General features: G+C 47.3%; 28 protein-coding genes. 11 read left to right on the plus strand and 17 right to left on the minus strand.

Features of this window, described 5'->3' with window-relative positions; translation table 11 throughout:
- Positions 1-402 precede the first annotated feature (402 nt).
- From mer to L5462_RS09060, 3 genes are all read left to right on the plus strand, one after another.
- The gene (gene mer / locus L5462_RS09050) at positions 403-1,368 is read left to right on the plus strand and encodes a 5,10-methylenetetrahydromethanopterin reductase (RefSeq protein WP_237780452.1); all 966 of its coding nucleotides are present in this window, start codon (positions 403-405) and stop codon (positions 1,366-1,368) included.
- 189 nt (positions 1,369-1,557) lie between these two features.
- Positions 1,558-2,625, plus strand: coding sequence for an archaeosine biosynthesis radical SAM protein RaSEA (locus L5462_RS09055; RefSeq protein WP_237780453.1), 1,068 nt, complete (start codon positions 1,558-1,560; stop codon positions 2,623-2,625).
- 21 nt (positions 2,626-2,646) lie between these two features.
- A complete protein-coding gene (locus L5462_RS09060; protein WP_237780454.1) occupies positions 2,647-3,930 on the plus strand; it encodes an adenylyltransferase/cytidyltransferase family protein in 1,284 nt (427 codons plus the stop codon).
- On the opposite strand, the gene L5462_RS09065 is transcribed toward L5462_RS09060, so the two are convergent.
- From L5462_RS09065 to L5462_RS09100, 8 genes are all read right to left on the minus strand, one after another.
- Positions 3,927-4,148: a hypothetical protein gene (locus L5462_RS09065; protein WP_237780455.1), complete on the minus strand. Its 222-nt coding sequence runs from the start codon at positions 4,146-4,148 to the stop codon at positions 3,927-3,929. The two genes, L5462_RS09060 and L5462_RS09065, sit on opposite strands and share 4 nt — an antisense overlap.
- A gap of 25 nt (positions 4,149-4,173) precedes the next feature.
- The gene (locus tag L5462_RS09070; protein ID WP_237780456.1) at positions 4,174-5,022 is read right to left on the minus strand and encodes an NAD(P)-dependent oxidoreductase; all 849 of its coding nucleotides are present in this window, start codon (positions 5,020-5,022) and stop codon (positions 4,174-4,176) included.
- A gap of 39 nt (positions 5,023-5,061) precedes the next feature.
- Entirely contained in the window at positions 5,062-5,643 is a 582-nt protein-coding gene (locus L5462_RS09075) for a cytochrome c biogenesis CcdA family protein (protein ID WP_237780457.1), read from the minus strand.
- 4 nt (positions 5,644-5,647) lie between these two features.
- Complete coding sequence (locus tag L5462_RS09080) at positions 5,648-6,025, minus strand: thioredoxin family protein (RefSeq protein WP_237780458.1); 378 nt, start codon at positions 6,023-6,025, stop codon at positions 5,648-5,650.
- Between the two features lie 140 nt (positions 6,026-6,165).
- Positions 6,166-7,023, minus strand: coding sequence for a DUF89 domain-containing protein (locus L5462_RS09085; protein WP_237780478.1), 858 nt, complete (start codon positions 7,021-7,023; stop codon positions 6,166-6,168).
- 81 nt (positions 7,024-7,104) lie between these two features.
- On the minus strand, positions 7,105-7,305 hold the full coding sequence (locus tag L5462_RS09090) for a MoaD/ThiS family protein (protein ID WP_237780459.1): 201 nt from the start codon (positions 7,303-7,305) through the stop codon (positions 7,105-7,107).
- Positions 7,280-8,224, minus strand: coding sequence for a TIGR00269 family protein (locus tag L5462_RS09095; RefSeq protein ID WP_237780460.1), 945 nt, complete (start codon positions 8,222-8,224; stop codon positions 7,280-7,282). The genes L5462_RS09090 and L5462_RS09095 overlap by 26 nt, the downstream gene beginning before the upstream one ends.
- A gap of 36 nt (positions 8,225-8,260) precedes the next feature.
- On the minus strand, positions 8,261-9,847 hold the full coding sequence (locus L5462_RS09100) for a dihydropteroate synthase-like protein (protein WP_237780461.1): 1,587 nt from the start codon (positions 9,845-9,847) through the stop codon (positions 8,261-8,263).
- An 86-nt stretch (positions 9,848-9,933) separates the two neighbouring features.
- Here L5462_RS09100 and porC point away from each other — a divergent pair, with 86 nt between their 5' ends.
- The 7 genes from porC to L5462_RS09135 are packed head-to-tail and all read left to right on the plus strand — an operon-like array spanning position 9,934 to position 14,558.
- On the plus strand, positions 9,934-10,467 hold the full coding sequence (gene porC, locus L5462_RS09105; protein WP_237780462.1) for a pyruvate synthase subunit PorC: 534 nt from the start codon (positions 9,934-9,936) through the stop codon (positions 10,465-10,467).
- A 5-nt stretch (positions 10,468-10,472) separates the two neighbouring features.
- Positions 10,473-10,718: a pyruvate synthase subunit PorD gene (porD, locus tag L5462_RS09110; protein WP_147671161.1), complete on the plus strand. Its 246-nt coding sequence runs from the start codon at positions 10,473-10,475 to the stop codon at positions 10,716-10,718.
- Between the two features lie 12 nt (positions 10,719-10,730).
- A complete protein-coding gene (gene porA / locus L5462_RS09115) occupies positions 10,731-11,882 on the plus strand; it encodes a pyruvate synthase subunit PorA (protein ID WP_237780463.1) in 1,152 nt (383 codons plus the stop codon).
- Complete coding sequence (porB, locus tag L5462_RS09120) at positions 11,879-12,745, plus strand: pyruvate synthase subunit PorB (RefSeq protein ID WP_237780464.1); 867 nt, start codon at positions 11,879-11,881, stop codon at positions 12,743-12,745. Before porA ends, porB begins: the two co-directional genes overlap by 4 nt.
- A 12-nt stretch (positions 12,746-12,757) precedes the next feature.
- Positions 12,758-13,246: a 4Fe-4S dicluster domain-containing protein gene (locus L5462_RS09125; RefSeq protein ID WP_237780465.1), complete on the plus strand. Its 489-nt coding sequence runs from the start codon at positions 12,758-12,760 to the stop codon at positions 13,244-13,246.
- Positions 13,247-13,256: 10 nt separating this feature from the next.
- On the plus strand, positions 13,257-13,688 hold the full coding sequence (locus L5462_RS09130; RefSeq protein WP_237780466.1) for a 4Fe-4S dicluster domain-containing protein: 432 nt from the start codon (positions 13,257-13,259) through the stop codon (positions 13,686-13,688).
- 24 nt (positions 13,689-13,712) lie between these two features.
- Positions 13,713-14,558 (plus strand): fumarate hydratase, encoded by an 846-nt coding sequence (locus tag L5462_RS09135; RefSeq protein WP_237780467.1) that lies wholly within the window; start codon positions 13,713-13,715, stop codon positions 14,556-14,558.
- Here L5462_RS09135 and L5462_RS09140 read toward each other — a convergent pair whose 3' ends face one another.
- The 9 genes from L5462_RS09140 to L5462_RS09180 form a co-directional block, all read right to left on the minus strand.
- A complete protein-coding gene (locus L5462_RS09140) occupies positions 14,559-15,263 on the minus strand; it encodes a 4Fe-4S binding protein (RefSeq protein WP_237780468.1) in 705 nt (234 codons plus the stop codon). It lies immediately after the preceding gene.
- A gap of 122 nt (positions 15,264-15,385) precedes the next feature.
- The gene (gene phoU, locus L5462_RS09145) at positions 15,386-16,045 is read right to left on the minus strand and encodes a phosphate signaling complex protein PhoU (protein WP_237780469.1); all 660 of its coding nucleotides are present in this window, start codon (positions 16,043-16,045) and stop codon (positions 15,386-15,388) included.
- Positions 16,046-16,462, minus strand: coding sequence for a DUF2226 domain-containing protein (locus tag L5462_RS09150; protein WP_237780470.1), 417 nt, complete (start codon positions 16,460-16,462; stop codon positions 16,046-16,048).
- A 44-nt stretch (positions 16,463-16,506) separates the two neighbouring features.
- On the minus strand, positions 16,507-17,154 hold the full coding sequence (locus L5462_RS09155) for a phosphate uptake regulator PhoU (RefSeq protein ID WP_237780471.1): 648 nt from the start codon (positions 17,152-17,154) through the stop codon (positions 16,507-16,509).
- Between the two features lie 21 nt (positions 17,155-17,175).
- Positions 17,176-17,928, minus strand: a complete 753-nt coding sequence (gene pstB, locus L5462_RS09160; RefSeq protein WP_237780472.1) for a phosphate ABC transporter ATP-binding protein PstB — start codon at positions 17,926-17,928, stop codon at positions 17,176-17,178.
- 8 nt (positions 17,929-17,936) lie between these two features.
- Positions 17,937-18,788, minus strand: a complete 852-nt coding sequence (gene pstA, locus L5462_RS09165; protein ID WP_237780473.1) for a phosphate ABC transporter permease PstA — start codon at positions 18,786-18,788, stop codon at positions 17,937-17,939.
- 11 nt (positions 18,789-18,799) lie between these two features.
- Entirely contained in the window at positions 18,800-19,675 is an 876-nt protein-coding gene (gene pstC / locus L5462_RS09170) for a phosphate ABC transporter permease subunit PstC (protein WP_237780474.1), read from the minus strand.
- Between the two features lie 10 nt (positions 19,676-19,685).
- A complete protein-coding gene (locus L5462_RS09175; RefSeq protein ID WP_237780475.1) occupies positions 19,686-20,513 on the minus strand; it encodes a phosphate ABC transporter substrate-binding protein in 828 nt (275 codons plus the stop codon).
- 92 nt (positions 20,514-20,605) lie between these two features.
- A complete protein-coding gene (locus L5462_RS09180) occupies positions 20,606-21,421 on the minus strand; it encodes a phosphate ABC transporter substrate-binding protein (RefSeq protein ID WP_237780476.1) in 816 nt (271 codons plus the stop codon).
- Positions 21,422-21,599: 178 nt separating this feature from the next.
- Between L5462_RS09180 and L5462_RS09185 the strand changes: the two genes are divergently transcribed.
- Positions 21,600-22,170, plus strand: a 571-nt coding sequence (locus tag L5462_RS09185) for a citryl-CoA lyase (protein ID WP_237780477.1), incomplete at its 3' end; no start/stop codon positions are given.

Raw genomic sequence — 22,170 nt, forward strand, 5'->3', positions numbered from 1 at the left:
ACCCGCGCCACTGGACAAACCATGGCACACCCAGTACACACCCCCCCACCAAACATAAACAAAATCGAAAAAATTGCAAAGGTGGGGCCGTCATTTCATGACAAGTATCGTGTACCGGGTAGATTAATAATATAAGTATTATATTATATAAAGATTGCGGTAACCCGACTGCTGATGGACATGGTATTATTATATAAGTGGCAGGGTCCGATCAGGAGACCTGTAAAGAATGCGTCATAAATCGGATATTGAAGCATTTAAAGGTCAGAAAAAACTCCCCGCACATATATTCTGATTTAAAGATTCCCATTATAGCACAGCATCCTTATTTAAAACTTTCGATTATCATTAAATAACAAATTATTTTTATAGGACGGATAAAGTTTTAAATGGTGATAAATTATGAAGTTTGGTATCGAATTTGTTCCAAATGAGCCAATAGAAAAGATAGTGAAGCTCGTGAAACTGGCTGAAGACGTGGGCTTCGAATACGCCTGGATCACAGACCACTACAACAACAAGAATGTATACGAGACCCTTGCCCTGATTGCAGTGGGAACAGAAACAATAAAACTCGGCCCAGGTGTCACAAACCCCTACGTGAGAAGCCCTGCAATAACAGCCTCAGCCATAGCCACACTTGACGAGCTTTCAAACGGAAGAGCAACTCTTGGTATTGGCCCCGGTGACAAAGCTACCTTCGATGCCCTTGGAATCGAATGGACAAAACCTGTTTCAACCATAAAAGATGCAATTGCAATGATGAGAACCCTCCTCGCCGGTGAAAAAACCGAAACAGGCGCCCAGTTAATGGGTGTCAAGGCTGTCCAGGAAAAGATACCCATATACATGGGTGCTCAGGGCCCAATGATGCTTAAAACAGCAGGTGAAATATCTGACGGTGCACTCATAAACGCATCAAACCCAAAAGACTTCGAAGCAGCAGTGCCACTCATAAAGGAAGGTGCTGAAGCCGCAGGTAAGAGCCTCTCAGACATTGACGTTGCAGCATACACATGCTGCTCAATCGATGAGGATGCAGCTGCAGCTGCAAACGCAGCAAAAATAGTTGTTGCATTCATTGCAGCAGGATCACCACCACCAGTATTTGAAAGACACGGCCTACCAGCCGACACAGGTAAAAAATTCGGTGAACTCCTCGGTAAAGGGGACTTTGGTGGAGCAATAGGTGCAGTTGACGATGCACTCATGGAAGCATTCTCAGTTGTAGGTACACCTGACGAATTCATACCAAAAATTGAAGCCCTCGGTGAAATGGGCGTAACCCAGTACGTTGCAGGATCACCAATAGGTCCAGACAAAGAAAAATCAATAAAACTCCTGGGAGAAGTTATAGCAAGCTTCTAATCCCAGAAAACTTTTATTTTACTAATTTTAAATTATTCTCTGCCTTAATCCTAAGCTATTTTTACTGATCCTAATTAAATTATAAATAAAAAGTCCTCCAACCATAACATAAACCACTATTCAGTCACCCACTTAAATTAAAATAAAGAGTCAAAAAACCCACCAACATAAACCACTATTAGGATCAAAATGATAAGTGAATTAGCATCCAGGACAAGGAAAAAGGCCCTGAAAAAAATAAAACCAAAAAGTCCAGATGAGCTCTCAGCAAGCTGGATCCAGGAAGATCTATTATACTCGGGAAAGGGAAGGGCCCTCTTTATGATACTTCCCACCATAGGCTGCTCATGGGCCCTATCAGAAACCGGTGGCTGTACAATGTGCAGCTACATCTCTGACTCATTTCTGGAACCTGTGGAGGCAGACAAGATCATCGAAATATTCGATGGTATCATCTCCCGTTACGAATTTGAGGAAAAAACAGCTGTTAAGATATTCACCTCAGGAAGTTTCCTGAACCCTGAAGAGTTCCCCCAGGAGGCAATGGAGCACATACTCAGCAGACTCGGTGCCCTGGAAAATGTTGAGGAAATAATATTTGAATCCAGACCCGAGTACATAAACCAGGAAGCTGTTGCAAGATGCTGTGAACTTGCAGCTGATAAGATAGTTGAAATAAGCATTGGCCTTGAAACCTGCAATGAAAAGACAAGGTTGGCGAAGATAAACAAGGGTTTCAGTAACAGTGACTTTGAGATGGCAGTAAACACCATCAGTAACCTTAAAAGGGATTTTAATGTCAGGTCAAAGGCATACATCCTCGTAAAGCCGATTCTGGTCTCAGAAAAAAGGGCTGTGGAGGAAGCCATTTCCACCGCCATTTATGCTGAAAAGGTCGGTGTTGACCGCCTATCCTTCTGCCCATCAACAGTGCACAGGGGGACCCTTATGGAGGATCTCTGGAGAAAGGGCTCCTACAGACCCCCATGGATATGGAGCCTCATTGAAATAATCAACAGGACAAGAGAAAAGGTTTCAGTGCCTGCCATAATGGATACATCCGGTTTTGGGATATCCAGAGGACCCTACAACTGCAAAAAATGTAACAGAGACCTCAAGAATCTCATAATCAGGGCAAACCTTGAGCAGACCCAGGTACCCACATATGAATGCGAATGCAGATCACTATGGCTGGCTGAATTGAGGTTTTCAGAGGCCACAGCATCCACAGATATAAAATACAGTGAATACAGCTGAAAAATCATGGACTGATGAGCAATGATTGGCATAAGCGCTGACTTTGATCCCGTGCACCTCGGCCATGTGAGACTCATAGAGAAGGGTCGTGAAATAGCAGATGAAACAGGTGATGAGGTTGTAATTTACCTCAACAGGGATTTCAGTGCAAACCACGCCCCATTTTTTGTTCCCTACGAAGCAAGAAAGGAAATGGCCCTCGAAGCGGGGGCTGATAGGGTTGTTCCCATTGAGGGACTCCACTACCGTCTGACCCTTGCATATACGGTGCCAATAAGGATAGCCATGATGATAGAGGATGGCGTGGTTGACTATGTCGATGCTGCAAATGTCTCACCTGACCTTATAATCAAAAAGGCGAGGGAATTTGCATCAAGGGGTGTGTTCAGTGGCATACCACGTGACCTCCCAAACAGAAACGTAATAAGGTGGTTTGCGGTTAATGAATTCCTTTACAGCAAGTACAGACGTAAAATGAAGTTCCATATAATCCCGGAACTTACCGTTGAGGGTTCAAAAATTTCCGGGAGGGAGATAAGGCAGGAAATAATTGAGAACAATATGGAGATACCACCCAGTGTACAGAGGGTTCTGCCAGAATCAACCATCAGAATCCTTGAAAGGGAAATAGAAAAGGGAACCATACCCGGCAGGAGAAACCTTGATGTTATAATGGAAAGAATGAATAACCTATCCCGCGGGGAACTGATGAGAATAGCCTACCTCAATGCAGATGCCATCAACTCCATCGTGAGAAACAGGAAATACTACAGGGAAGGCCAGATATGGGCCGCCTTCCGAAAGGCCGGGTATGGCCCGGTGCTGACGAGACTTGCCATGAGTTCAATAGAGATGAATGTAAGGAGAGAGGAGGTAAGGGACCTCATTGAACACTACACCGAGAAGGGGTGGATTCCACCGGATCAGCGGGTGGGTAACCTGATTGATAGGGCCTGGTTTGTCTCAGAGAAGGTCACTGAGGGTATGAGTTCAGGAAGGGCCAATGAAATGTTCCTCATGGGCAGACATAAGGTGAATGCCCCATCATCCTTTGAGGCAGGCCTGAGTCTAAGAAGGCATGAGCTAAGGAGCATCAGGGATGGGATGGATGCCAGTATATACGTTGACCGGAACGATATCCTATCCTGCCAGATAAGGAATGGGGTCAGGATAAGGAGTCCACTTCACCTTTCAGCGCAGATGGCAACCTATCTCAGACTCATAATAGATTCACATATAATACCATTCCATGCCAGGATAAGAAAGAGGAAGGATGGCTTCAGAGTCCTTGTGAGGATCAATTAACCTTCCATTAAATCTGGAAGATCTTTAACTTTATCCCTTTTCTCAACAACAGGGCATTTCCAGTCCCTGCAGAATGTCATCACTATCCTGCCTGAATCGGTGGTTATGTAGATTCTCCAGCATTTATCATCATGGGCCCTGAATTCCACGTCGACAACCCTTTTCCCCACAAGTTCCATGAGGTTTGCGGCACATTCATTTTCAAGGTCTGAGTTCATTTCCCCACCACTGGATATTATATTTCTACCTGTTTATATCTGCATCGTCACTTGGTGGCTGATATTTCCCTGCCACCAGTCTGAGGAGGTCCCTGTAATCGGTATCAGAGGGGGCATCAATTTCATTGAGCCTTTCAAATACCCTCATGATGCATGATGGCATTGAGGGATGGATAAGCTCCTCAAGCATGCTCTGAACCTCCCTCATCTCCTCATATCTCCTTCCTGCATGGATTATGGAACTCTTCAACCTCGAAAGCGTGGATTCTCTGAATTCAGGGCCCTCAGTGTACTCAAGTACCTCCATGACATCCTCCTCAAGACCCATCATGTGTGCTGAAAGAAGTGTTTCCCAGAGAAGAGCGGAAACACCCTTAGTGTAGCTGCTTCTGAGCATCTTGATTGCCGATGCATCCCCTGGTCTCTGGCCGCGGACCTCAATGTTCAATCCATACCTGTTAAGTTTCATGAAATCCTCAGCGCCTTCACCTGCAGCTATTATGAGCACCCCGGCGCCCTTCCTCCGGACGCTCCCCATTATGGCTGCGTCAGCGAATCTGCCATTTTTTATGAAGGAACTGGCCTTCCTTACTGTCCTGGGTGCGATGTTGTTTATATCCACATAAACCCCCTTTACATGTTCTCCTGCATCCTTTGCCGCCTCAACAGCCACTGCGGGGGTGACAGCAGATATGACAATATCCGCTGAATATACCTCTTCCTTTGGCACATCAAGGACCCCTGCTTCTCCTGCAAGTTTCACCGTCCTGGTGCTCCTACCCTCAAGGGAGGTTACAACATCAACACCCTCCCTCCTGAGCCTTGAGGCGATGGTATACGCCACTTCCCCGAAACCTATGAATCCTACCCTCATGACTATCACCTAAGATTCTATACTGTAACTGTGCAGTTTTCATCCAATCAGCTGGTAAAGCATGTAGATGCCTGCAGCTATTATCATGAGACCTCCGAATTTTCTCAGATCCCCAGTCCTTTCAGCGAGTCTTTTAAATGGCTGCTCTGCCATTAAAACCAGGAAAATAAGTACAGATGATAAACCTGCTGTGTAGAGGAGCAGGTTAAGGATAACCCTCCCGGTTTCCAGTGCAGAGTATGATATAACAGTTATCAGATAGGGGCTGTAGCATGGTGACCATGCAAGGGCCGTGAGGAACCCCAGAAGAAGGTGATTTTCGGTGGCTGGAACCCTGAATGAAAGGAGGGGTTTCTCAGATAGAAGCCATACGCCCATGAGTATTATAATGATGGATGCGGGTATGCGCAGATAGAGGAGGTAATAATTCACGGCTGCTGTGAATACGGCTGTTAGCAGTATCACAGAGAGAAACACCGAGGCAAACCCTGCTGAAAAAAATGTGGTCTGTCTTTTATCCCCCATAATTGCCTCAGAGAACAGGATGGGTACAACAGGGATTATGCATGGGGATAGGGCTGAAAATATCCCTGCAGCAAATGACAGGATGTATTCATGCATGGCTTTACCCCAGATATGAGAGGAACTCCTCAGGGGCCATGTATCCCTCTCTTCTTCCTATCTCATTTCCGGAGGAATCCAGTATGATTGTGGTTGGAATAACATAGATACCATAACTTGATGCTGCCGATGGGTCGGAGTCCACATCAATCTTCGCTGCAATGTAGTTCTCTGAAATCTTCCCTAAAACATCCTGGTTCTTCAGGGTTTCATCTTCAAGTTTCCTGCAGGATGGACACCATGACGCTGAGAATATGAGAATTACCCTCTTATTCTGCTTTGATGCCTCATCTATGGCCTCCTGGGGACTGTTATACCACATGAACTCCCCCTTCTGTGTCTCATTTTTCTCTGGGGTGTTATGTGGCTGGGTTGAGTACATGAAAAGTATCACCATCAACCCCAGCAGAACGCCTGAAATAACCCATTTTTTAGTCACATCCACCTACCACCAGCATATTACTTCACATAGAGATCAGACCTAATTACATCCGCAAGATGCAATCTCCGCAAACATACAGGTCAGAGTTTCACAGCCACGTTATCACCCTTCTTAACGCCCAGATCCCTTGCGATTGCATGACACTTCGCATTAAGAAGACAGAAAATGTCTCCTTCGGCATCTATCTCTGTAAGGCCCTCATAGTTACCCATCCCCTTGGCTATAACAACCTCGGCCTCCTCAAAGATCCTCATGAAATCCTCTGATACCTCGCTTTGAACCATTCCCACAGAGTCGGTGCCTGTTGTTACGATTTCAGCCACCTCATGGAGGCCCGCATTAATTGCATCCTCCATGCATGCGTCGTTGAGGATGGGTTTGCCCTTAACTGCAACCTTCACATCAACCCCATACTCTCCAATCCTTTCAATGAGTGGCCTGTCAAAGAGTATCTCACCTGTATTATCCAGGAGATAAAGGACCTCTGAGGCATCCTCAAGTTTTTTTTCGAGTAAGGGCACATGGTTTATCCTTAGCGGGGCCTTCAGTGACTCCTCAATACCCTGATCATGGTTGAAGTCAAGTCCCAGGGCACCGAAGTCTATTATGTTGCCTGTTATTGCAACCTTAACATGGCTTTCCAGGTCGCCGTGTTTCTGGAGGTACTCCTCAGCAAGCGGCAGGAACCTGGATGCTATCTCATTGCACCGCCTCTTCTCCATGAGGTAGGGGTCCTCCGAGCCTGTCATCTCCTTTATGAGCCTGTGCATTGCTGTTCCGAGTTCATTTGATGCCTGACCCTTCCTGAATCTTTCATTCAGGAGTTCAACCACCTTCATCATTACATGGAGTTTGAGGTCCTCGTCATCTGTTGCAAGATCAAGGGCCTCCCTTGCCTGCCGCAGGAAACATGGCGCGCATTCATAGTATACCTTCATCTCCAAACCCTCACCTAAACCATGGTTTTCCACCGGCTCTGAGGACGGTCTCAACAGATACCTTCATCTCCAAACCCTCACCTAACCCCCATAGATTACCCTGATTATCTCAATAATATCCCCATCAGATATTTCCTCTTCCTCTATCACTATCTCACTGTTCCTTTTAACAACGGCTGTCTCCAGTGGGATCTGGAGTTCCTGTAAGATGTCCTTAATCTTCTTTTTTTCTTCAGATTCCATTACTCTCTTTCCATCATCTGTGATCACTGTGAACTTCATCTTCATTCACCCCTAATTCGTTTATGAATGTGCATGCCTTACATAACCTGCCTGATGATGGCTCACCGCAACGTACACACGTCCCTGATTTCCTGATGCCATCCATATCCCTTATAAGGGTCTCCTTTATTTTATCAAAGCCCCTTAGGGTGGAGTACATTATAGTGGGACGTTTCACAGATATCTGCTTCAGGAAGTCACCTATTTCCCTTCTGAATGAGCCTGCTGCATAGGGGCAGCCTGCAAGGTGGACATCAAGGCCCCTTGCAAGGACGTACAGCCCAACCTCCCTTTCAGGTATCTCCCTGAGGGGTTTGATCTTTGGTATGAACCTTCCGCCTGCAGTGGATGTCATGGGGCCTATCCTTTTGAGGTTTTCAAGGTTACCCTCCAGGTAATTCATGACTATGGCCTGGCACTCATCGTCCAGGTTGTGGCCGGTTGCTATCTTCGTTGCCCCACTCTTTTGGGCCTCCCTGTTAAGTATCCAGCGTCTGAAAACTCCGCAGTATGTGCATGCCCCCCTTGAGGGATTTTTCATGACCTCATCAAGTGTTATGCCTGCATAATCCTTCAGCGTGACAACCCTGTGGGTTATGCCCCTCTCGGCACAGAATCTTCTGGCAATCCTTACACCATCCTCCCTGTAACCTGATATGCCCTCATCGATGGTTACAGCCTCAAGTTCTATTATATTTCTGTTCCTCAGCTCATCGAGGATGTCGGTGACCATGATGCTGTCCTTTCCGCCTGAAAGCCCCACAAGGACCCTGTCACCCCTTTCTATAAGCCCATATTTCCTTATATCCCTCATTACCTTCTTTCTGGTGGTTTCTATGAAGCATTCACTGCAGAGCATCTGTCCAGAGTATTTCCTGTTTATTATGACCCTTTCTGATCCACACCTGGTGCACTGCATCTAAACTCTCCCTTATGTGTAAAAACAAGCCATTAATTAACGCTGACCATTTTCAAATAGCACTGACCTCTCAAAGAGTTCAAAATCCTGAACATAACCCTTACCCGTCCTCAGGGCTATTTCTGCCTTCTTTAATTCTGCTCCAAGGTAGGCTGCATGTTCAAGTCTGCTTACAAGTTTTCTATTTATAATCTCCTCATATAACCTTTTGGCGCTATCTGATGTGAAGGCAATTACCGGCTCTGTTTTATCATAGAGGACTGCCTTTATCCTGTCGTCCTCAACCATGATCTTGAAGCTGCCGCATTTATCCCTTACGAACTTCATACCCCCCTCTGCCTCAATGGTGGGTACACTGATTTCCTCAACTATCCTGCTGGGTTTTCTCTTATCCTTGAATAGTACAAGGTTTATTCCAAGGTCCTTGGGTACAGATCCCCTGTGTTTGGCCAGGAACATCATCTTTGATGCCACTGAGAGTTCATGAACGCTTCCAAGTGCTTTTCCGCTCTCCTCGGGTGTGAAGAGTATGCTCACGCCCAGTTCCATTCCAAAACCAGCGAGAAGCGCATTCACCCCTGTGGAGTCTACATCGAGGAGTTCGGTTACGTTCCCAACACCAAAGAACACAGGGTCGGGGTTTCTCTCTGTGTACATTCTGCATGCCATCACAGACTCCACTATGCTCCTGCTGTTTACCGGATCAAGCACAGGGTCGGCTATTACATCTATACCCCTGCATTTTCCTTTGAGTTTCTCCAGGGCATCAACCCTCTCCTCAACCGTTTCAGGGACCCATCCCTCACTGTAGTCTGTTGGTAGGATCACTGCAGGTACACTGTTTTTTCTGAGTGACTTTAGAACGTCCCTGTAGTTTCCAAGGTCCAGGCTCAGGATCATATCCACGCCACACTCGACTGCGGCCTCAATTTCAGGGGGGTTGAGGCTATCCACACTGAGGGGTAGGTGAGGGGCAGCTGAGCGTGCTGTTTCGATTATTTCAGGGAGCAGCTCTGAGTTGTCCTCACCGGCCAGCATTCCGAGGTCAATCATGTCCGCCCCGCTTTTAATGAAATATTCAATCCTTTCCCTGAGTTTACCTTCTTTCAGGAGAATGGGGGCATTGGCAACCTCCGCGAGGACCCTCATGGGGAAGTCCCTCCCTACTGGAAGGTTACCTATGAGTATGTTTTCATCCCCCTCCAGCAGCTCCTCCCTCTTTCTGGTATCGTTCTCAAAGTCCTCTATGAACTGGAGGGCCCTACGCCTCTGCTCCTCCTCAATGAGCCTGTCGGCCGGTTTCCTGGTGGAGAGTTCAAGTTCATCAAGCATATCGAGAACTATGGGGAGGTCAGCTGCATCTGTGGGTCCCTTATAGGCTGGTATACCTGTTTCTTCCCATATCACCTTCACGTCCTTGGGTATGAGGCCCGGTACGATTATCATGTCTGGTGCTCCATCCGAAAAGTTAATGTCATTGATTTCAGATATTATTTTGCGTGGTGTTAAAAAGGCCGCTATGGGCGTGTTAACCACGTGAACATGAACTTCATGGCTTGAAGCTGATACTGCATCCCTCACAGTCCCTGATGCAAGTTTTCCTGTGATTATAAGGACTCTCATTTCATTACCCCTATTAATTTTAATTGACCAACATGTATATATATTAAAAATTTATAATGATTAACAATGAGAAATGGAGGTAGACTATGATCGAAATTCGCTTTCATGGACGCGGTGGCCAGGGCGCTGTTACAGCGGCAGAGATTCTAGCTAAAGCTGCCTTTGAAGACGGTAAATACTCACAGGCCTTTCCATTCTTCGGTGTTGAGCGTAGAGGCGCTCCAGTTATGGCTTTCACAAGAATCGATGATGAACCCATCAGGAGAAGGTATCAGGTTTACAATCCCGATTATGTTGTTGTTCTCGATGAGGGACTTGTTGATGTGGTTGACGTATTTTCAGGCTTAAAGGATGGTGGTGTGGTTGTACTCAATACTGCAGGCACCTTCACCTCAGAGAAAGCTGAGGTCCACACCATTGACGCCACAGGCATAGCACTTGAGAACCTTGGAAGACCCATCGTTAACACCGTAATGCTCGGGGCATTTGCAGGTGTAACCGGTCTTGTAAGCATAGATTCACTCATAAAGATTATCAAAGAAACATTCCCAGGGAAAATTGGGGATAAAAACGCAGAGGCTGCAAGGATAGCCTATGAAAAAATGAAACAGTCAGGGTGAATATAATGGAATCACTTGGAGCAACCGTCAGAGAACCAGGAAGCACCCGTAAAAACAAGACGGGGAGCTGGAGAACATTCAAACCATTCCTTGATAAGGATAAATGTATAGACTGTGATAACTGCATCCTTTTCTGTCCCGAAGGCTGCATAGATAAGGAGCATGAGATTGACTATGATTACTGTAAGGGATGCGGAATATGCGCAGAGGAATGCCCTGTCAAGGCAATAAAGATGGAGAGAGAAAAATAGGAGAGACTCTAAATGGTTCTTAAGGTTATATCCGCAAATCAGGCCGTTGCAGAAGCAGCAAAACTTGCGAAACCAAAGGTCATCCCTGTTTATCCGATAACACCCCAGACCTCAATATCAGAGTACCTTGCAAAATTTGTGGCTGATGGTGAGCTCGATGCCGAGTACATAAGGGTCGAGTCAGAGCACAGCGCCATGAGCGCATGCGTGGGGGCATCAGGTGCAGGTGTGAGAGTTTTCACAGCAACATCATCCCAGGGCCTTGCACTGATGCATGAGATAGTCTATGCTGCAGCAGGACTAAGGAACCCCATTGTCATGGCAAATGCCAACCGTGCCCTATCAGCTCCACTCAGTATATGGAATGACCACCAGGACTCAATAGCTGAAAGGGACTCCGGGTGGATGCAGATATACGCTGAAAGTGGACAGGAAGCCCTTGACTCAGTTCTAATGTCCTACAGGGTTTCAGAGGACAGGGACGTTCTCCTTCCAAGCATGGTCTGTCTGGATGGCTTCATACTGACACACACCGTGGAGCCCGTGGACATCCCATCACAGGATGAAGTTGACACATTCCTGCCAGAATTCCAGCCACAGGCGATACTTGACCCTGACGAACCAATGTCACTCGGTACATTCACAGATCCAAACTATTACATGGAGGCCCGCTATGAGGTAGAAAGGGCAATGCAGAGGTCAAGAAAAGTTATTGGAAGGGTCTGTCAGGAATTCAGTGAAATGTTCGGGCGGAAATACGGATTCGTTGAGGAATACCGCTGCGAGGATGCTGAAATAATCCTGGTGGCCATGGGCTCAGTCTGCAGCACCCTCAGAGAGGTTATTGATGATATGAGAGGGGAAGGCAAATCTGTGGGGCTCCTGAAGGTCAGGGTGCACAGGCCATTCCCTGCTGAGGAGATCAAAAAAGCCGTCAGTAATGCCCATAAGATCGCTGTTCTGGATAAAAATATAACCTTCAGTATTGGTGGTGCTCTCCACACCGAGTTAAAGGCCCTGCTACCCGAGAAGGAGGTTTACGGGTTCATTGTGGGCCTCGGTGGAAGGGACATAACACCTGAGCACATCAAGGAAATTGTTAAAAAGACAGAAAACCCTGAAAGGAGTGTCAGCTGGATCGGACTTAAGGAGGAATCACAATGAAAATACCTGAAGAAGAATTCCTGGCCCCTGGACACCGTGGATGTGCAGGATGCGGTGCCACAGTGGGGGTCAGACTTGCTCTCAAGGTTCTCGGTAAGAACACCGTTGCGGTCTCATCAACAGGATGCCTTGAGGTTATCACAACCCCATACCCTGAAACATCCTGGGAGATACCATGGATCCATGTTGCATTTGAAAACGCTGCTGCGATTGCATCAGGTGTTGAGAGGGCCCTCAGGGCCAGGGGCAGGGGTGACGTTAACGTTGTGGCTTTCGCAGGTGATGGTGGGACGGCAGATATCGGAATGCAGGCCCTGTCAGGTGCAATGGAGAGGGGACACAATATAATATACATCTGCTATGACAACGAGGCCTACATGAACACAGGTATACAGAGGAGTGCCTCAACACCCTACGGTGCCTCCACCACCACATCACCACATGGAAAGGAGAGCTTCGGTGAGGACAGGCCAAAGAAAAACATGCCCCTCATAATGGCGGCGCATGGTGTCCCCTACGTTGCAACAGCGTCAATATCATACCCTGAGGATTTCATGGAGAAGGTGAGGAAGGCAAGGGACACCGAGGGTCCCTCCTACATACACCTGCATCAGCCATGCACAACAGGGTGGGGCTTTGATCCCTCAAAGACAATAGAACTCGGAAGACTTGCCGTTGAAACCGGTTCCTGGATACTCTATGAGATAGAGGATGGTGACTTCCGCGTAACCTACAGGCCAGTTCAGAGGAAACCCGTTGAAGAGTACCTGAACGCCCAGAAAAGGTTCAGGCACCTCACAGAGGAACAGAAGGCAAAGATCCAGGAATACGTTGACAGCGTGTGCCAGGAGCTCAGGATATAACGGGGGATTAGATTGCAGAAGATCATCATTCAACCTGAACTCTGTGACGGCTGCAGGGACTGTGAGGAGGCCTGCAAGAAACTATACGGCGCCTCAAGGATAATGATAAGGGAACTTGAGGGCCTCTATTATCCCATCATATGCCAGCAGTGCGAGGACGCCCCCTGCAGGACAGTGTGCCCCACAGACGCCATCCAGGACGAGGTTGACCCTGAGCGGTGCATCGGCTGCGGACTCTGCATGCTCGTATGCCCCTTTGGCGCCGTTGTAATGGAGGATCGGAAAGCCCAGAAATGCAGCCAGTGCCCCGACCTTGACACCCCAGCATGTGTTAAGGCATGCTCAAGGAGGGCTCTGAGCGTCGTGGACACCGAGAAACTGAAACTTGAAAGGCAGAAGAAGTTCGTATCCAGAATGTCAGGTATCGGCAAGGGCCAGAAAGGGACCGACATCCTCAGCATACTGACAGCAAAGAGGAAGGCACGGCAGAAGCTTGAATAGGTGGAATTTCATGAGAGAACTGGTTTCAAATCCGGAACTTTGCGATGAGTGCATGAAGTGTGAGAGAATATGCCCCCGGAACGCCATGAGGGTCATTGATGGTGTCCCCATATTCTGCATGCACTGCGCACCTGAAAGGGCCCCATGCCTCAACATCTGCCCAGAGGATGCCATAGTTGAGGTGGATGGTGCCGTTGTCATCCTCGAGGACAGATGCATTGGATGCGGTCTCTGCCGGGACGCATGCCCCATTGGTGCCATAACCATCAATGAAAGGGGCGTTGCAGTGAAATGTGACCTCTGTGTCGATCGGGAGAAACCCCTCTGTGTCGTGGTATGCCCCAAGAAGGCCCTCAGTGAGAGTTCAGAGGAGATGATGGCGGCCAAGAGGGATAAGATAACAGGTGAACTCAAACGGCTCAAAAATCTGATTAGATACTGACCAAACTATTTTTTTGGTGATTCCATGATCAGGCAGGAGATGGTTGAGGAGACAGTGTGCCGTCTGTTCAGGGAGGCTGTTATCAGAATCCCCGATGATGTCACCCTTGCACTAAAAAAGGCCTACCTCAACGAGGAGGATGAGATCGCCCTCCTGAACCTCAAGGCCATCCTTGATAACATTGAACTTGCAAGGAAGATGGAGGTGCCTGTATGTCAGGATACAGGGCTCCCCATAGTGTTTGTGAGGATGGGGAAGGTTGAAGTTGAAAACCTCTACGGTGGTATAGCTGCAGGGGTTGAGAGGGCCACAAAGGAGGTTCCCCTCAGACCAAACGTTGTTGACCCCCTCACAAGGGAGAATACAGGTACAAACACAGGGCATCTTATTCCACAGGTGGATGTTGAAATTGCAGAGGACCTTGATGGGCTTGAAATAACGGTATTCCCCAAGGGTTTCGGATCAGAGAATAACAATGCACTGCTCATGGGGCTTCCCGGTGATGGTGCTGAAGGTGTCAGGGACTTTGTTGTTGAGACCGTCCTAAGAGCCGGTGGAAAACCCTGTCCCCCTGTGATTGTGGGTGTGGGAATCGGCGGCTCATCAGACCTTGCAATGAAACTTGCAAAGAAGGCCCTCCTGGGAAGGGTGGGGGAGAGAAACCCTGTAAGAGAACTTGCATCCCTGGAAGAGAATATACTCCAATCAATAAATGAAGCCGGCAGTGGCCCCATGGGTATGGGTGGTAAAACAACGGCACTCGATGTTAAGATAAGGACTGCCCATACACACACCGCCGGGCTACCGGTGGGTGTCTGCATACAGTGCTGGGCTGCAAGGAGAGCCACAGCCACCATCAGGGACGATTAATCATAGATGGAGGGCTTTTTCCTGGCAGATCGAGATGCACCTCATGCAGAGTATGCAGTCTGTTCCATTGGTTCTCCTTCTGCTATCTGATCTCATATCAACATCCATTGGACATTCTGCAAGGCATTTCATGCAGTTTTTGCATTTATTTTTATCAAACTTAACCCTCAGAACTGAAAGGTAGGAGGATACCTTAAGAAAAATACTTACAGGGCATATGTACTTACAGAAGGCCCTGTTGTCACCAAGTGCAACTGCCAGGCCAATTCCCGTAATGTAATAGGCTACATTTCCTGCAATGAATGCCCAGAACATCACAGTATCAGGATTATCCACCCTATTTAAAATCAGAAAAACGGTTAGAGGGGCTATCAAAAACAGCACATATTTCACGTAGCCAAGAAGGGGTCTTCTTGTGCCGGCATAGCTCCTGTATGGCAGTAGATCAAGTATCATTGAGGTCCAGCACGCATATCCACACCACCCTCTCCCAAAGAGGACTGGTCCAGAAATCTTTGCGATTGCATAGTGTATTACAGCTCCCTGGAATACTCCAAGGGAGATGTAGTACCAGAAGCCCTCGATCTGCATGTTTTCGGCTCTCAAAATTCCAAGGTAGAGCAGCATGTAGCTTCCAACACCCAGCTGGACCAGTAACCTTCCATGCTGAAACTCTGCACCCATAAGATAAATTCCAGCAGACACCAGAGAGCCTATGTAGAGAAAATTGAAAAGATAGAATGGGTTGGCTGTCCATGAAGATAAAAAAAGTGCCAGTGATAGAAACAAAGAGAAGATTATGGATGGGAGTAGCCATCTGGATGTGATCATGGCTTTTCACAGGTTATCATGAAAATTGTTCTATCCGCAATGCTAACAGCCCTGTCCCCAACCCTCTCAAGGAACCTCGCTATGAACAGAAGGTTAACAAGGTAGGATATTGCCTCCTTATCCTCAAACATGCTTGCTGTTACATGCTCCAGTGTCTGGTCAAAGAGGTCATCCACCTTATCATCGTCATGCCTGAGTTCCCTTGCCATGTCCATGTTCTGGTCCAGGAATGCGTAGATACCCTTGGATAGCATCATCTGGACAAAGTCAGACATGTGTTTGAGGTCCTCCATTGGCTTTCGGGGTATCTCCTCATCCTTAAGTTTTTCAGCAGCCTCTGCTATATTGGCTGAGAGGTAACCTATCCTCTTGAGGTGACTTCCAACCTTGATGCATGCCTCTATGAATCTCAGATCACGTGCAACTGGCTGTTCAGCAGCTATTAAACTTATTGATTTTCTTTCAAGGTTAAAAACCATTTCATCAATTATCTTACTGTTTCTGATGACCTTCTCCTTTTTCTCATCATCGTATTCCATCAGGAGGTCAATTGCAGTCTTGTGTGTCTTGAGGGTTTTCTGGGAAACTTCCTCCATGTCCTTTCTGAGGTCCTTAAGCTTTTTGCGGAAGAGTATCCGCGGATATTTCTTCTCCATCTAAAAGTCCTCCTTGGATTTATAGTCACTGATAAGTCTTTCAATTGACTCATCACTTGGAACCCTTATCCTGTACCTTTCAAGGAGCTCATCCCTTGAGGAGACATCCATGAACATCTCATTTATTATTATATCTGCCTCAAGGGGTATTGAAAGTTTTGATTCATCGTTGAGTTCAATGAGTGTGCTGAAGAGGTCCTCATCAGCCTCATAGACCTCAATGATTGAATCATCGTTTATTTCTATCTTCTCCATTGCCTTGTGGCTGTGTGACTCCTCAAGTGTGCTGAGGTTGAGGTGCCAGGCCCCCACTATCATTTCCTTCATTATGAAGACTATGGCCTCACTTTCACCGCTTAGAATCCTGATATAGGAAAACTCAGGGAGTGATGAACTCCTGAGGGCCCTATAATCCATTTTTTTAGGGTTATCAAATGGCAGCCACATTAAATCCCCCCAAACTATTTCATGAGCACGCTGTAGAATACCTTGTGATGTATAACCCTCTTACCCACTATGAGGTATGCTATCCTGTCATCCATCCCCATGACATGGTGCCCCATACTGAGAAGGTTCCTTGCAACCAGAACCAGGTTACCTGACTCCATGAAATCCCCCTGCGAATCATGGAGCTGGTTATAGAATTCCTGCAGCTGGAGATAATTCTTGGTGGACCTCTTGAGTAGCTGTATATCCCTGTTCATGAGGGCTCCGAGGGCGTCATTTATCATGTCCTGGATGGTCTGTGACATGAACTCTATGTGGGGTGGTATGACGGTGTCGGTGCTGTCAATGGCATACCTTGCAATGTAGGCTGAGAGTATGTTTATCCTTTCAAGTTCGATTGATGTTCTGAGTATGGCGGAGGCGAGTCTGAGGTCCTTTGCGACAGGCTGGTGGAGTCCTATTATTTTGAGACAGTCATCCTCTATCCTGTAGCTCTCCTCATTGACACCTGCTGTTTCCTCTATTATTCTTTCAGCGGTTTCAACATCCTTCTTAATATAGCTGGATACAGAGCTCCTAACCCTTTCAGATGTCACATTACCATATTCAACAGCCTCATTCAGCACCTTTGAAAGTTTGTTTTCAAGGATAACACCAATCAATTACTTCACCACTCAAGCTTTTCATCCAAACCTTCCTGTAATGTAGTCCTCGGTCCTCTTATCCCGGGGTTCTATGAATATCTCCTCAGTAAGGCCGCTCTCGACTATTTCGCCGTGCAGGAAGAATGCTGTGTACTTTGAAATCCTTGTTGCCTGCTGCATGTTATGGGTGACTATGATTATGGTGTAATCCCTCTTCAGCTTGTGAATGAGGTCCTCTATCTTGGTGGTGGATATGGGGTCAAGGGCTGAACATGGTTCGTCCATCAGTATGACCTCTGGCTCTATTGCTATGGTCCTTGCGATGCAGAGTCTCTGCTGCTGACCGCCTGAGAGGCCAAGGGCGGACTTATCAAGTTTATCCTTAACCTCATCCCAGAGTGCCGCTGCCTTGAGACTCTCCTCCACCCTTTCCTCTAGGAAGTCCCTGTCATCATAGCCATGAACCCTGAGTCCATAGGCCACGTTCTCGAATATTGACTTTGGGAAGGGGTTGGGCTTCTGAAAGACCATGCCAACCTTCTTCCTGAGCTCCACAACGTCCATCTGGGGGTCATAGATGTCCACGCCATCAAGGTATACATGTCCCTCGTGTCTGAATCCCGGGATGACGTCGTTCATCCTGTTGAGTGTCCTGATGAATGTGGACTTCCCACAACCTGAGGGCCCTATCAGGGCCGTGACGGTGTTTTTTGGAATCTTCAGGTTCACATCCTTGAGGATGTGTGCCTCGTCAAAGTAAACGTTGAGGTCTTCAACTTCAATTCTGTACATAAGATCACCTATCTTCCCATCATCTTCCTTCTGTATCTATCAACAAGAGTGTTCGTGAGAACCGTGATGAGGAGCACGATTATTACAAGGACGGCTGCGGTTCCATATGCATTTTTGAGTGAAAGACCCTCCGTGGCTATTATATAGAGGTGGAGTGGTAGGGGTCTTCCCGGGTCAAATATGGAGATGGGCATTGCAAGCGCCGATCCGACGACAAACATGACCGCCGCCGCCTCTGATATCGCCCTTGCCATTCCAAGTATAACTCCTGTGGTTATACCTGGCAGTGCTGCGGGTACAACGACACGGTAGATTGTCTCCCATTTTGTGGCCCCCAGTGCCAGGCTCCCCTCCCTGTATGACTGTGGGACGGTCTCAATGGATACCTGGGAAACCTGGAAGATTGTTGGAAGGGCCATGAGTGCCAGTACAAGGCCCCCTGAAAGAATTGACCATCCGAGACCCAGGAATACAACGAAGAACGCCAGGCCAAAGAGACCGAACACTATTGATGGTATGGAGGCCAGTGTCTCTGCACCGAACTTTATTAGCTTCACTATCCTTTCCTCTGTGGCGTACTCGGCCATGTAAACAGCTGCCCCTACACCAAGTGGAGTTGCGATTATTCCCGCGATGAGGGTGACGTATATGCTTGATACGATCATGGGGGCTATTCCACCGGCCCTCCCCGAGTCAATGGGTTCAGATAGCAGAAATTCCGGTGTCAATGCTGGAAGGCCCTTGAGCATTATGTAGCCTATTATAACAATCAGGATGAGTATTGTTACGAGGCCTGATGCCCACAGCACTCCTGTCATGATCTTCTGACTGGTTTTCGGTGAGATTATCCTGAAAGACATTCATGAACCTCCTAGAGGTATCCTCCACCTATCACAACCTTTTTCTTGTAGTGGAAGTAGTTTGCAACAACCAGCAGGACCATTATAAGCGCAAAGAGTATGATGGCTGTTCCAAAAAGGGCGCTGTAGTGTAGTCCCGTTGCATATCCCATTTCCAGTGCTATGTTGGATGTGAGGGCCCTTACAGGGTCCAGGATGGATGATGGTATCTGTGTAACGTTTCCTGCAACCATTATAACGGCAAGGGTCTCGCCAATGGCGCGGCCCATGCCCAGTATGATTGATGTTATTATACCGGGGATCGCTGCAGGAAAGATGACCTTGCGTATGGTCTGCCAGTGGGTTGCTCCCAGTGCAAGGGATGCCTCCTTGTACTCGAGGGGCACCGACCTTATGGCGTCCTCTGATACACTTATGATTGTGGGCATGATCATGACCGTGAGTATGAGTGCTGCTGTGAGCATTCCGAAACCTGTGCCCCCTATGTTGGTCCTCACATATGGCACAAGCACTATGAGACCAAAGAATCCGTATACCACGGAGGGTATTGCTGCAAGGGTCTCTATCACAGGTTTCAGGATTTTGCGCATGATCTCAGGGGCCACCTCTGCCATGAATATGGCGCACAGGATTGATAGTGGAACCGCTATTGCAAGTGAGAGGAGAGTGATGCAAATGGACCCCACTATCATCGTGAAGACACCATACTTACCATCAGACGGTGCCCAGTCCATTCCGAATATGAAATTTATCACACCATAGTCCTGGAGTATCGGAATTCCCTCACGGAATATAAAGGTTATTATGAGAAGTATCGCGATTATGGAGAAGATCGCGGTTATGAAAAGACCCTTCTCAATGAGATTTTCCCTTGTCTTGCTGATCATGTTTTACCTCCTAGGTATCATCTGAGACATTTGCTATTGCAGGGACAACCTTCTGGCTCCTGATAATTGCCTGTCCCTCTGGTGAAAAGACCCAGTCAATGAAGTCCTTCACAACCCCCACGGGTTCCCCTTTGGTTATGAATTCAAATGGAACAACAAGGGGATATGAACCATCGGCCACTGTGGTCTCAGAGGGGGTTATTCCGTTCACCTCAAGTGCTTTTACATCTGAACTCATATGGGCCATTGAGACAAAACCCACCGCATAGGGGTCACTCTTTATTGCCTGTTTCACAGATTCTGTGGACCCCTGGACAATTGCATCTGACCTTATCTTTTCATCCTTCATTACAAGTGATTTGAATGAGCTTCTGGTTCCTGAGCCCTCCTCACGTACTATAACATGTATCTCCGCATCTGGGCCTCCAACCTCCTTCCAGTTACGGATCTTTCCGCTGAAGATGTCCCTCAGCTGTTCTGTTGTGAGGTCGTTGACTGGGTTCTGGTGGTTGACAGCAATAACTATGCCATCCTTTCCTATAACATATTCCTTAAGTCCATCCCTTTCATCGGGTTTGAGGGCCTTTGAACTTGTTCCTATATCAACAACTCCCTGCTGGGCTGTCCTTATACCCATTCCAGAACCCCCGCCCTGGACGTTTATCCTGACATCTGGATGGTCCTTCATGTATTCCTCGGCTAGTTTTTCGGCAACTGGCTGAACAGAGGTTGAACCTGCAATTTCAATTCTCTCATAATCTGAACCCGGTTTGATCATGAAGTATGCAAGTGCGATGATAATGATTATTATGAGAATGTTTCGTGGTTTTACATCCATCTCCATCACCTTCAGTTATCGATTTCACCTATTGGTTAATAAAGTTCACTGAAGGTGACGGAAAGAAAAAATTGTGGTTTTAATTAAAACCACTAGGCCTTTGCTGGGACCACCTTTTCTGATTTGACTATTGCCTGTCCTTCTGGGCTGAGGACCCAGTCAATGAAGTCCTTGACTGCTCCCTGTGCGCTACCCTTGACCAGGAAGAGGAATGGTCTCTGTATCTTGTATGATCCATCTGCAACTGTCTGTTCAGATGGGGCCACTCCATCAATCTTTAGGGCTTTAACTGTTTCATCGAGGTTTGCAAGTGATATGAAACCTATGGCGTTTGCATCCTGCTTAACTGCCTGTTTAACAGCCTCTGTTGAACTTTCAACTATGGCGTCCTTCTTTATCTTGGTTTCCTTGCCCATCACTATTTCTTCAAAGGCCTTTCGGGTTCCAGAACCATCTTCACGTGTTATCACTGTTATCTTTGCATCTGGTCCTCCGACCTCTTTCCAGTTGGTTATCTTTCCACTGAAGATGTCCTTAACCTGGTCCTGTGAGAGGTCTGAGACCGTGTTCTTGCTGTTTACAATTATTGCAATACCATCCTTACCTATGAGGTACTCTGTAAGACCTTTCTTCTCATCGGGTTTAAGTTCCTTTGAACTTGTTCCGATGTCTGCGGTACCATCCTGGGCGCTCTTGATCCCCACACTGGATCCTCCACCCTGGACGTTTATCTTAACGTTTGGGTGCTTTTTCATGTATTCAGCTGCAAGTTTCTCGGCAACTGGCTGAACAGAAGTTGAACCAACAATGTCGATCTTTTCCTGCTGTCCGCCTCCTCCAAGTGCCAGGACTGCGCCAGCAATAATTACGATTGCTACGACTATTCCTATGATCAGTTTGGTGTCCATTTTATCACCTCAAACTTTACCTTGTTGCGGGAGTATTTAAAATTTACTATTTTAGTGTACTTTATTACTTATTTAGTGAACTAAATCTCAGCGGCGGAAAATTTTAATTCACATAAAGTGAATATGGGTGCACTAAATGTATTAAAATTTAAATACTCAAAGTCAGATAGGGAAAGACATGATATCTGAAGGAATTATTAACGATATACTGAAGGTAAAAAATCCGAAGTGGAGGACCTCTATTACTAGGGTTGAGCCTAATCGGATTGTTACCAGGGGTTATTCTCAGGAGGATTTGATTGGTGGTGTTTCTTTTTCTGAGATGGTTTACCTGTTGATTCGGGGTGAGCTTCCTCCGGGTAATGTTGCGAGGATGCTTGAGGCTGTCCTGGTGTCCTTCTGTGATCATGGTGTGACTCCGCCCAGTACGCAGGCTGCCCGTATGATTGCCTCTGCCGGTTCTCCGGTGCATGCGTGTATTGCTGGTGGTCTTCTGGCCTTTGGTAAGAATCATGCTGGGGCCATTGAGAGGTCCATGAAGCTTTTCCAGGAGACGGTTTCAGGGTGTGAATCTGAGGATGAGATTCCTGAGGCTGCTGTGAGGCTGGTTGATGATCACCTGCAGAGGAACAGGAAGGTGCCTGGTTTCGGGCACAGGTACCATAATGCGGATCCACGGGCTGTGCGCCTCCTTGACCTTGCAGAGGAGTACGACTGTGTGGGCCCGCACACAAGGCTTGCGGTTGAGG

The organism is Methanothermobacter sp. K4, assembly GCF_022014235.1.
Taxonomy (GTDB): Archaea; Methanobacteriota; Methanobacteria; order Methanobacteriales; family Methanothermobacteraceae; genus Methanothermobacter.